Raw genomic sequence first — 11693 nt, 5'->3', positions numbered from 1 at the left:
GCCTATGTCACGGCACCGACAGCGCGGCCCGTGCCGCCGGCGGTCCGGCAGCCCGGGCCGCGGAGCTCAGCTGGCGTTCCAGAGCTGGTCCTGCCAGCGGGTCAGCACCAGCATGGCGATGATGCCGACGTGCACCAGGGGCAGGACCCAGGTGAACTCCTCCAGGAAGCGCTTCAGCCCGGCCGGCGCCGGCAGGAAACCGTTGCGCACGTTGAACGAGGTCACGTACCAGAACATCAGGATCGTGGCGACCCAGGCGAGGTTGCACCACAGGCACAGGGCGTTGATCTCGTACAGCGACTGGTAGGTGAGCCAGGCGCAGAAGCCGACGCCGAAGAGCATGCCGGCGTTCAGGGTGAGCCAGTACCAGCGGGGGAAGCGGGCGCCGGCGAGCAGGCCCATGCCGACGCAGATGACCATGCCGTAGGTGACCAGCCCCAGCATCGGGTTGGGGAACCCGAAGACGGACGCCTGGTCGCTCTTCATGATGTTGCCGCAGGAGATGATCGGGTTGACGCTGCACCCGGGGACGTAGTCCGGGTCCTCCAGCAACTTGAACTTGTCCAGGGTGATGATCCAGGAGGCCAGCAGGCCGGCGGCGCCCGTGATCACCAGCAGCAGGGCGAGGCCCCGCCCGGCCCCCGCTCTGGTGGTGGGGTCCGGCGAGGGGGAGGGAACCCGGGGTTCTGCCGCCGCTGTCTTGGTCATCTCGGTCATCTCGCCGCTTCCGTCAAGTCGAGTCACGGTCCAAGGGCATCGTCATTGTGCCGTACCCGCCTGTGGACGCACCGTTCGCTGCGCATAAGCGTCGTCCGCCGGGCCGGGCGCCGTCGCAGGTGGCCGCGGGCCGGGGACGGGACGAGGGGGTCGAACGGCACCCGGCCGCGCGACCCCCTCGTACGGTTGTGCTCCCCGGCGCCTCAGCCGAGCCGGGAGCGGACCCCGTCCACGACGGAATCCAGGGCGATCGGTTCCTGGGCGCCCGACTCCATGTCCTTGAGCTGGACGACGCCCTCGGCCAGGTCCCGCTCCCCCGCGACCAGCGCGAACCGGGCGCCGGAGCGGTGGGCGGACTTCATCGCGGACTTGATGCCCCGGCCGCCGTAGGCGAAGTCGGCCGCGATCCCCGCCCGGCGCAGTTCGGAGACCACCCCGAAGAGCGTCCTGCGGGCCGCCTCGCCGAGCGGGACCGCGTACACGCTGGTGGCGGGCGGGAGGTCGAGGACGATCCCCTCGGCCTCCAGGGCAAGGACCGTCCGGTCCACGCCGAGGGCCCAGCCCACCGAGGGCAGCGCGGGGCCGCCGATCATCTCGGACAGGCCGTCGTAACGACCGCCGCCGCCCACCGCGGACTGGGCACCGAGGCCGTCGTGGACGAACTCGAAGGTGGTGCGGGTGTAGTAGTCGAGGCCGCGCACCAGCCGCGGGTCGTCCTCGAAGGCGACGCCCTGGGCGGTCAGCAGCTCGCGCACCTCGGCGTGGTAGGCCCGGCACTCCTCGCACAGGTGGTCCCGCAGCAGCGGGGCGCCCACCAACTGCGCCTGCACCTCGGAACGCTTGTCGTCGAGCACCCGCAGCGGGTTGATCTCGATGCGGCGGCGGGTCTCCTCGTCGAGGTCCAGACCGCGCAGGAAGTCCTGGAGGGCGGCCCGGTAGGCGGGCCGGCAGACGCGGTCGCCGAGCGAGTTGAGCAGGATGCGGAACCGGCTCAGGCCCAGCGACCGGTACGCCTGGTCCGCGAGGACGATCAGCTCGGCGTCCAGGGCCGGGTCCTCGGTGCCGATGGCCTCGGCGCCGACCTGCGAGAAGTGGCGGTAACGGCCCTTCTGCGGGCGCTCGTAGCGGTAGTAGGAGCCGGAGTACCAGAGCTTGACCGGCAGGTTGCCGGCCTTGTGGAGGTTGGCCTCCAGTGCGGCGCGCAACACGGAGGCGGTGCCCTCGGGGCGCAGCGCGAGTTCGCTGCCGCCCTTGGTGGTGAGGGTGTACATCTCCTTGGTGACGATGTCGGTGGACTCGCCGACGCCGCGGGCGAAGAGTTCGACGTCCTCGAAGCCGGGCGTCTCGACGTAGCCGTAGCCGGAGGCGCGCAGCGGGGCGGCGAGGGCGTCCCGCACGGCGAGGAACGCCGCGCTGGTCGGGGGGATCAGGTCGTACGTGCCCTTGGGGGCGGTGAAGGTGCTCACGGGGTCTTCGTCTCGTCACATTCCTCGTCGGGGAGCCGGGGGGGCTCCCTGGCCGTCGGCCACCTGCCGCAGGTAGGGGTTGGTGGCGCGTTCCCGGCCGATGGTGGTCTGGGCGCCGTGGCCGGACAGCACCACGGTCGAGTCGTCCAGGGGCAGGCACACCCGGGCCAGGGACCGCAGGATCTCGGGGTGGCTGCCGCCGGGCAGGTCGGTACGTCCGATGGAGCCGGCGAAGAGCAGGTCGCCCGAGAAGAGGACGGACGGGACGTCCGCGGCCTCGGGCATCCGGAAGGTCACCGACCCCCTGGTATGGCCCGGGGCGTGCGCGACGGAGAACTCCAGACCGGCCAACTCCAGCGCCGAGCCGTCGGTCAGCTCCCGCAGGTCGTCGGGCTCCCCCACGGTCAGCTCGCCCATCAGGGGGGCGCCGATGGCCCGGCCGAGCGCCTTCTCGGGGTCGCTCATCATGTACCGGTCCTCGGGGTGGATCCAGGCGGGCACGTCGTGCGCGCCGCACACCGGGACCACCGAGGCGACGTGGTCGATGTGGCCGTGGGTGAGGACGACCGCGACGGGCTTGAGGCGATGCTTGGCGATGGCCTCCTCGACCCCCTGGGCGGCCTGGTGGCCCGGGTCGATGATCACGCACTCCTCGCCCGCGGCGGGGGCCACCAGATAACAATTGGTGCCCCAGGCCCCGGCGGGGAACCCCGCAATGAGCACGATCGTCCTTCGTGTGTCTCGGATCTTCTCGCCGACGCCCCGCACGAACGCGTACGAACGGGAGGCCGTGACGCCCTCCGTCCGGAGGGCTCGACTTCCCCAGAGCCTACCGGCGCTGCCGTTCCCACAGCGAACCCGGATACGGTACGGGGCACATGTGCAAGCGGTCAGGGTCTTGCAGGCGGAGCGACGACTCGGCCACGACAGGAACGGAGACATCCCGTTGGTCAGCCAGGAGCAGCGGCGGCGGCAGCTCGCCCGGGAGAAGTTCTTGCGGCAGCAGCAGCGGCGCGAGGACGCGCGCCGCCGGGGGCGGACGCGCAACGCGGTGATCGCGTCGGCGCTCGCGGTGGTGTTGGCGGGCGGCGCGGTGTCGTACGCGGCGGGCGCCTTCGACGGCGACGACAAGAAGAAGAAGGAGACCGACGCCGCCGCCCCGCCGAGCAAGGGCCCGGACCCGTGCGCCAAGCCGGCCGCGGGCAAGCCGAAGACGGCGACGTACAAGAAGGAGCCGAAGCTCGCGATCGACGAGTCGGCGACCTACACGATGAAGCTGGACACCACCTGCGGTGCCATCGACGTCGAGTTGGACGCGGCGGCGGCGCCCCGGACGGTGAACTCGTTCGACTTCCTGCTGGACAAGGGCTACCTGGACCACACGACGTGCCACCGGCTCACCACCACCGGCATCTACGTGCTCCAGTGCGGCGACCCGCAGGGCACCGGGCAGGGCGGGCCGGGCTACTCGATCCCGGACGAGAACCTGAAGGACAAGCGGCTCAAGGGGAACGTGTACCCGGCGGGCACGGTCGCCATGGCCAACCAGTACAACCCGCAGACGAAGCAGGGCCGGGACACCGGGGGCAGCCAGTTCTTCCTGGTCTACCAGGACAGCCAGCTGCCGCCCGACTACACCCCGTTCGGGACGGTTTCCGCGGAGGGCATGAAGGTCCTCAAGAAGATCGCGGACGCCGGTGCGACGGCCCCCGACCAAATGGGGATGACCAAGCCCAATGCGACGGTGGTCATCAACAAGGCCACGGTCACCTCGTCCTGATCCCCAACTGCACAATTCCGATCGCGCGGGATGCGGACAGCCGCCCCGCCGGTCGCCTAGATTGACCGTGACGAAACTGTGGACGATGTCCGGGGGCCCTTCGGCCCGCGCGGGCATCATGTGGAGGAGGCGCTGTGAGCAGCGACCCGTGGGGCCGCGTCGACGAGACGGGGACCGTGTACGTGCGGACGGCCGAGGGTGAGCAGGTCGTCGGTTCCTGGCAGGCGGGCTCTCCCGAGGAGGCGCTGGCCTACTTCGAGCGCAAGTACGAGGGTCTGGTCGTGGAGATCGGCCTCCTCGAACGTCGGGTGAAGACCACCGACCTGTCGGCGAAGGACGCCCAGACCGCCGTCGACCACCTCCGCGAGCAGGTGGACGCCCACCACGCGGTGGGCGATCTGGACGCGCTCCGCAAGCGGCTCGACGCCCTGGTGGGGACGGTCGAGACGCGTCGTGAGGAACGGCGTGCGGAGCGGGCCAAGCAGTCCGACGAGGCGCGTCACGCCAAGGAGGCCCTGGTCGCCGAGGCGGAGGAGCTGGCGCGCAGCGACCAGTGGCGGTCCGCCGGGGAGCGCCTGCGGGCGCTGGTGGACACCTGGAAGGGGCTGCCGCGGCTCGACCGCAAGTCGGACGACGAGCTGTGGCACCGCTTCTCGCACGCCCGTTCCGCGTTCTCCAAGCGGCGCAAGGCGCACTTCGCGTCCCTGGACGCGCAGCGCGAGGACGCCCGCAAGGCCAAGGAGAAGCTGGTCTCGGAGGCCGAGGCGCTGTCGGGTTCGACGGACTGGGGGCCCACGGCCGCCCGTTACCGCGAGCTGATGGCGGACTGGAAGGCGGCCGGGCGGGCCCAGCGCGAGCACGAGGACGACCTGTGGAACCGCTTCCGCGGCGCCCAGGACGTCTTCTTCGCGGCGCGCAGCGGGGTGTTCGCGGAGCGCGACGCGGAGCAGGCGGAGAACCTGAAGCTGAAGGAGGAGTTGGCCGGGGAGGCCGAGAAGCTCCTCCCGGTGACGGACCTGAAGGCGGCGCGGGCCGCGTTCCGTTCGATCAACGAGCGCTGGGAGGCCATCGGCCACGTGCCGCGGGACGCCCGCGGACGGGTCGAGGGCCGGATGCACGCCGTGGAGCGGGCCTTCCAGGAGTCGGAGGAGGCCGAGTGGCGGCGGACCAACCCCGAGGCGCGGGCCCGTGCCGCGGGGCTGACCGGCCAGCTCCAGGCCGCCGTGGACAAGCTGCGGACGCAGATCGACGCGGCCCGTGCCCAGGGCAACACCGCCCGGGCCGACAAGCTGGCGCGGGAACTGGAGGGGCGGCAGGCGCTGCTCGACCAGGCGCTCAAGGGCCTCCAGGAGTTCGGGGGCTGACCCAGGTCGCACCCACGGGAAGGGGGCGGGCCGCACCGATCCGGTGCGGCCCGCCCCCTTCCCGGTGTGCGGGGTGCGGCGGGCCGGTCAGGGCCGCCGGGCGGAGGTGACGCGGTAGACGTCGTAGACGCCCTCCACGCCACGGACCGCCTTGAGGACGTGGCCCAGGTGCTTGGGGTCGCCCATCTCGAAGGTGAACCGGGAGGTGGCGACCCGGTCGCGGGAGGTCTGGACGGCCGCCGAGAGGATGTTGACGTGCTGGTCAGACAGGACCCGGGTGACGTCGGAGAGCAGTCGGGACCGGTCCAGCGCCTCCACCTGGATGGCGACCAGGAACACCGAGGACTGGGTGGGGGCCCACTCGACGTCCAGGATGCGTTCGGGCTGCTTGGACAGGGACTCGACGTTGACGCAGTCCGCACGGTGCACCGAGACGCCGCTGCCCCGGGTGACGAACCCGATGATCGGGTCGCCGGGGACGGGGGTGCAGCAGCGGGCCAGCTTGACCCAGACGTCCTCGACGCCCTTGACGACCACCCCGGGATCGGCGTTGGAGCGACGCTTGCGGGTCCGCCCGCGGGCCGGCGGGACGCTCTCCGCGATGTCCTCGCTGGCCGCCTCCTCGCCGCCGAGCGCGTGGACGAGCTTCTGGACCACGTTCGCCGCGGCGACGTGGCCCTCGCCGATCGCCGCGTACAGCGAGGAGATGTCCGGGTAACGCATCTCGTGGGCGAGGGTGACCAGGGAGTCGCCGGTGAGGATGCGCTGGATGGGCAGGTTCTGCTTGCGCATCGCGCGGGCGATGGCGTCCTTGCCCTGTTCGATGGCCTCGTCGCGGCGTTCCTTGGAGAACCAGGCACGGATCTTGTTGCGGGCGCGCGGGGACTTCACGAAGCCGAGCCAGTCCCGGGAGGGGCCGGCGCCGGCCGCCTTGGAGGTGAACACCTCCACCAGGTCGCCGTTGTCGAGGGTCGACTCCAACGGGACGAGCCGACCGTTGACCCGGGCCCCTATGGTGCGGTGCCCGACCTCGGTGTGGACGGCGTAGGCGAAGTCGACCGGGGTGGCGCCGGCGGGCAGGGCGATGACGTCGCCCTTGGGCGTGAAGACGAAGACCTCGTTGCGGGAGAGGTCGAAGCGCAGCGACTCCAGGAACTCGCCGGGGTCCTCGGTCTCCTTCTGCCAGTCCAGCAGCTGGCGCAGCCACGCCATGTCGTTGACGGCGGCGCCGTCCTTGCCGGCCTTGCCCGCCGGGCTCTTGGGGGCGTCGGTGCGGACCTTGGAGGCGCCCGCCACCGCCTCCTGCTTGTACTTCCAGTGCGCGGCGATGCCGTACTCGGCGCGGCGGTGCATGTCGAAGGTGCGGATCTGGAGTTCGACGGGCTTGCCGTTGGGGCCGATCACCGTGGTGTGCAGCGACTGGTACATGTTGAACTTGGGCATCGCGATGTAGTCCTTGAAGCGCCCCGGAACCGGGTTCCAGCGCGCGTGGACGGTGCCCAGGGCCGCGTAGCAGTCGCGGACGGTGTCCACCAGGACGCGGATGCCCACCAGGTCGTAGATCTCCGCGAAGTCGCGGCCGCGGACGATCATCTTCTGGTAGACGCTGTAGTAGTGCTTGGGACGGCCGGTGACCGTGGCCTTGATCCGGGCGGCCCGCAGATCGGCCTGGACCTCGTCGGTCACTATGGCCAGGTACTCGTCCCGCTTGGGCGCGCGCTCGGCGACCAGACGGACGATCTCGTCGTACATCTTGGGGTAGAGGATCGCGAAGGCGAGGTCCTCCAGCTCCCACTTGATGGTGTTCATGCCCAGCCGGTGGGCGAGCGGGGCGTAGATCTCCAGGGTCTCGCGGGCCTTCTTCTCCTGCTTCTCCCGCTTGAGGTAGCGCATGGTGCGCATGTTGTGGAGCCGGTCCGCGAGCTTGATGACCAGCACCCGCGGGTCCTTGGCCATTGCGACGACCATCTTGCGGACCGTCTCGGCCTGGGCGGCCTCGCCGAACTTGACCTTGTCCAGTTTGGTGACGCCGTCCACGAGGAGGGCGACGGTGTCCCCGAAGTCCCGGCGCAGGGTGTCCAGCCCGTACTCGGTGTCCTCGACCGTGTCGTGCAGCAGGCCGGCCATCAGGGTCGCCGGGTCCATGCCCAGCTCGGCCAGGATGGTGGTGACGGCCAGCGGGTGCGTGATGTACGGGTCCCCGCTCTTGCGCTTCTGGCCGCGGTGCCAGCGCTCGGCGACCTGGTACGCCTTCTCCAGCTGGCGCAGGGTGGCCGTCTCGGTCTTCGGGTCGTTGCCGCGCACTATCCGCAGCAGCGGTTCCAGGACCGGGTTGTACGGGGTCGAGCGCTGGACGCCCAGCCGGGCGAGGCGGGCCCGGACGCGGTTGGAGGAGGCCGGACGCGCGGGGACCTGCCCCTGGGTGACCCGGGCCGGGACCGAGGAGGCGGCGGCGGGGGCGGGCCGTGCGGGCGCCTTGGGACGCGAGGGCTCCTCGGTCCGGCCGCCGCGCTTGTCGGCGGGCTTGCCCGGCCGCCCGTCCGGTGCGGGCCTGGCGGGCGCGGTGGTGCGGGCCGCCGCCCGTTCGGCCTGTGGATCGGGCGTGGCGGCGACTGGCTGGGGCTCGTCTGGCAAGTGCGCTCCTCGTGCGCTTCCGGGTCCCCCGGTCAGGTCCCGGAAGGCCCATGGTATCGACCCCGGGCCGGGACCTCCTGTCGTGGTGGGGCCCTCGTGCTCCGGCCCCGCGCTCGGAGGTCGTGCGGCACGGCCGCGGCGCGACCGGGGCCAGGGGGCCCTGGGCCCTGCGTCGGGGACGCCGTCCCGGTGGTGCCCGGGAGGGCTTCCGGTGCCCATGGGACATCCCTGTGTGGGGTGAACGCAAGAGACGGGCCCGGAATTTCTCCGGGCCCGTCGTTCACTGCCACCGCACGTGCGAGCGCGGTGTCACAGGGTGATCAGCGCCTCCAGCGGGGCACCGTCCAGGGCGGACTCCAGACGGGCGCGGCCGTTCAGGAAGCCCAGTTCCATCAGCACGACGACGCCCGCGACCTCTGCGCCGGCCCGGTGTATCAGGGACAGCGAGGCCTCCGCCGTGCCGCCGGTGGCGAGGACGTCGTCGATGACCGCCACCCGGTCCCCCGGGCTGAGGTCCTCGGCGTGCACCTCGATCTCGGCGGAGCCGTACTCCAGGTCGTAGGACTGGCTGAGGGTCGCTCCGGGGAGCTTGCCCGCCTTGCGGACCGGGATGAAGCCGACCCCGGCGCGCACGGCGGCCGGAGCACCCAGGATGAAGCCCCTGGCCTCCAGCCCGACGACCTTCGTGGCCCCCGTCCGCACGACGAACGCGGCCAGCGCGTCGGTCAGCTGGGTGAACGCCTCGGGGTCCGCGAGCAGCGGGGTGATGTCCTTGAACACCACCCCCGGCTCCGGGTAGTCGTTGACGTCGCGGATGCGACTGAGCAGCAGATCGCGCACCTCGGTCACCGGCGCTTCCCCGAGGAACGGCCGTGGCCCCGTTGGCTCCGCGGACCGACGACCGCGGGCTGCGTTCCGTCCGGGTCGGCGTCCTGCGCCCCGCCGTCGGAGAACCCGCCGGCTTCGGCTTCGCGGGTGGCCTGGGCCCGCTTGGCGAGCACCCGCTTCTTGAGTGCCTTCATCTGCGGTTCGCGCTCCTTGAAGTCGGCGACCAGTGGCGTGGCGATGAAGATGGACGAGTAGGCGCCGGCCGCGAGGCCGACGAACAGCGAGAGCGAGATGTCGTTCAGCATGCCCGCGCCGAGCACGCCGCCGCCGATGAACAGCAGGCCGGCGACCGGCAGCAGTGCCACGACGGTGGTGTTGATGGAACGCACCAGGGTGCTGTTGATGGACCGGTTGGCGACCTCGCTGTAGGTGAAGCGGGTCTGCTTGGTGAGGTCCTTCGTCTGTTCCTTCAAGGAGTCGAAGACGACCACCGTGTCGTACAGCGAGTAGCCGAGGATCGTCAACAGACCGATGACCGTGCCCGGGGTGACCTCGAAGCCGACGAGCGCATAGACCCCGACGGTGATGGTGAGGTCGTGGATCAGGGCGATCAGGGCGGCCAGCGCCATGCGCCATTCGAAGGCGATGGCCAGGTAGATCACCACGAGGATCATGAACACGCCGAGGCCGGTCCATGCCTTGTTGGCGATCTGTTCGCCCCAACTCGGTCCGACCAGTTCGGCGTTGATGTCCTCCGCCTTGACGTTCAGCTCCTGCGCCAGCAGCGGACGGAGCTGGTCGGCCTTGGCGGTGTCGACGTTGCTGATCTGGATGCGCATGCCGCCGGTGCCGAGTTCCTGCACGATCGCGTCGTGTCCGGCCGCCTCCTCGGCGACCTTCTCCGCCTGTGAGGCGGAGACGCTGGTCTTCGGCGTGGTGAAGACGGCACCGCCCTGGAACTCGATGCCCATGTTCAGCCCGCGCACCGCCAGGCCGACGATCGCCGTGATGGTGATCAGGATGGAGACGCCGTACCAGAAGCGGCGCTTGCCGACGAAGTCGTACCCGACCTCGCCGCGGTACAGCTTGGCGCCCAGTTCGCCGAGTCGCGACATGTCACGCCTCCTTCGGGTCGGTCAGGGGGGCGGAGGGGCGACGGCCGCGGCGGATCGGCGGTGTGATCCCGAGGCGCTTGGGGTCGAAGCCGGACCAGGGGTGGCCGTCCGCGAAGAACTTGGTGCGGGCCAGCAGGGTCAGCAGCGGCTTGGTGAAGAAGAACACCACGACCACGTCGAGCAGGGTGGTGAGGCCCAGGGTGAAGGCGAAGCCCTGCACCTTGCCCACGGTGACGACGAAGAGCACCGCGGCGGCCAGGAAGGACACGAAGTCGGAGACCAGGATGGTGCGCCTGGCCCGGGGCCAACCGCGTTCGACGGCCGGCCGCAGCGAGCGGCCCTCGCGGATCTCGTCACGGACCCGTTCGAAGAACACGATGAACGAGTCGGCGGTGATGCCGATGGCGACGATGGCACCGCAGACCGCCGGCAGGTTCAGCGCGAAGCCGATGGCCGGGCCGAGCAGCGCCATGATCACGTAGGTCAGCGCCGCGGAGACCAGCAGCGAGGCGATCGCGACCAGGGACAGACCGCGGTAGTAGACCACCAGGTAGATCACGACGAGCGCCAGGCCGATGGCACCCGCGATCAGACCGGCTTCGAGCTGCTCACCGCCGAGGGCCGCGGTCACCGTGGTGACGCTCTGCTCCTCGAAGGTCAACGGCAGCGCACCGTAGGAGAGCATGTTGGCCAGGTTGGTGGCCTCCTCCTGGGTGAAGCTGCCGGAGATCTGGGCGTTGCCGCCGGTGATCGGGCCGTTCACGGAGGGGGCGGAGGCGATCTCGCCGTCCAGGACGATCGCGAACTGGTTCTGGGGGGCGGCCTTCTTGGAGATCTCGGACGTGATCGTGCCGAACTGGTCCGAGCCCTTCTTGTCGAAGTCCATCGTCACGATCCAGCCGGAGGCACCCTGGGTGTCGATGGTGGCCTCGGCATCGGCGATCTGCTTGCCCTCGACGGCCACCGGACCGAGCGAGTACTTGAACTGGGAGTCCGGGTCACAGGCGACGACGGGATCCTCGGGCTTCGCGGCCCGGGCCTTGTCGCTGGCGGCGAGGCGGGCTTCCCTGGTCGAGCAGTCGAGTGCTTCGAGCTGCTTGTCCAGACCGGTGGGGGCCGGGGCGGCGGGGGTGGCCGGAGCGGCGGGGGTGGCCGGGGCCGAGGGCTCGGTGGAGGGGCTGGCCGAGGCGCTGGGCGTGGCGTCGGCGGCGAGGGCGCCGGTGAGCGCGCGTCCCTGGGTGGTGGCGCCGTCCGAGGGCTCGGCGGAGCTGCTCGCGGTGGGCGCGGCGCTCTTGTCGTCGCCCTTGCCGTCCTTCTGGTCCTTGCCGCTGGAGGCACTGGGGGACGGGCTGGGCGAGGCACTGCCCGGGGCGGTGATCGGCAGACCGTTCAGCACGGGGCGGAAGGACAGCTTGGCGGTCGTGCCGACCTGCTCGCGCGCCGCCTTCTCGTTGGTACCCCGGGGGATGTTGACGATGATGTTGTCGTTACCCTGGGTCTGAACCTCGGCCTCGGACACTCCGAGGCCGTTCACCCGTCGTTCGATGATGCCGACGGCGGTTTCCATGTTGGTCTTGTTGACCGCGTTCTTCTGACCGGGCTCGCTCTTCGCCTTGAGCGTGATGCTCGTGCCGCCGGCGAGGTCGATCCCGAGTCGCGGAGTGGTGTGCCCCGATAGGAACATCCCCCCGGTGAGCGCCACGATGGCGATCAGGATCAGGACCAGCGTGCGCCCGGGCTTCCCCTGTGCGCTCGGCTTACGGCCCTTCTTGGGTGCTGCCACCTTGTC

The 11693-nt window shown here is 70.9% G+C and carries 9 protein-coding genes; 2 read left to right on the top strand and 7 right to left on the bottom strand.

Going from position 1 to position 11693, the window contains the following annotated elements; genetic code table 11:
* Positions 1–66 precede the first annotated feature (66 nt).
* From ABT092_RS06650 to ABT092_RS06640, 3 genes are all read right to left on the bottom strand, one after another.
* Positions 67–717 (bottom strand): vitamin K epoxide reductase family protein, encoded by a 651-nt coding sequence (locus ABT092_RS06650; protein WP_351240509.1) that lies wholly within the window; start codon positions 715–717, stop codon positions 67–69.
* A gap of 203 nt (positions 718–920) precedes the next feature.
* Positions 921–2183 (bottom strand): histidine--tRNA ligase, encoded by a 1263-nt coding sequence (gene hisS / locus ABT092_RS06645; protein ID WP_351240507.1) that lies wholly within the window; start codon positions 2181–2183, stop codon positions 921–923.
* Positions 2184–2198: 15 nt separating this feature from the next.
* Positions 2199–2906, bottom strand: a complete 708-nt coding sequence (locus ABT092_RS06640) for an MBL fold metallo-hydrolase (RefSeq protein ID WP_351240505.1) — start codon at positions 2904–2906, stop codon at positions 2199–2201.
* Positions 2907–3129: 223 nt separating this feature from the next.
* Here ABT092_RS06640 and ABT092_RS06635 point away from each other — a divergent pair, with 223 nt between their 5' ends.
* A complete protein-coding gene (locus tag ABT092_RS06635) occupies positions 3130–3963 on the top strand; it encodes a peptidylprolyl isomerase (RefSeq protein WP_351240503.1) in 834 nt (277 codons plus the stop codon).
* 134 nt (positions 3964–4097) lie between these two features.
* Entirely contained in the window at positions 4098–5327 is a 1230-nt protein-coding gene (locus ABT092_RS06630; protein ID WP_351240501.1) for a DUF349 domain-containing protein, read from the top strand.
* 87 nt (positions 5328–5414) lie between these two features.
* Here the strand turns inward: ABT092_RS06630 and ABT092_RS06625 are convergent, their stop codons facing one another.
* The 4 genes from ABT092_RS06625 to secD all read right to left on the bottom strand — a co-directional run bounded on the left by ABT092_RS06625 (position 5415) and on the right by secD (position 11687).
* Positions 5415–7961 (bottom strand): RelA/SpoT family protein, encoded by a 2547-nt coding sequence (locus ABT092_RS06625; RefSeq protein WP_351240499.1) that lies wholly within the window; start codon positions 7959–7961, stop codon positions 5415–5417.
* 309 nt (positions 7962–8270) lie between these two features.
* On the bottom strand, positions 8271–8810 hold the full coding sequence (locus ABT092_RS06620; protein WP_351240497.1) for an adenine phosphoribosyltransferase: 540 nt from the start codon (positions 8808–8810) through the stop codon (positions 8271–8273).
* The gene (gene secF / locus ABT092_RS06615) at positions 8807–9904 is read right to left on the bottom strand and encodes a protein translocase subunit SecF (protein WP_351240495.1); all 1098 of its coding nucleotides are present in this window, start codon (positions 9902–9904) and stop codon (positions 8807–8809) included. The genes ABT092_RS06620 and secF overlap by 4 nt, the downstream gene beginning before the upstream one ends.
* A gap of 1 nt (position 9905) precedes the next feature.
* Entirely contained in the window at positions 9906–11687 is a 1782-nt protein-coding gene (secD, locus tag ABT092_RS06610) for a protein translocase subunit SecD (protein ID WP_351240493.1), read from the bottom strand.
* Positions 11688–11693 lie beyond the last annotated feature (6 nt).

The organism is Streptomyces sp. NPDC002490 (assembly GCF_040296045.1).
Taxonomy (GTDB): domain Bacteria; phylum Actinomycetota; class Actinomycetes; order Streptomycetales; family Streptomycetaceae; genus Streptomyces.
This window is presented reverse-complemented; position numbering and strand designations above follow the sequence as displayed.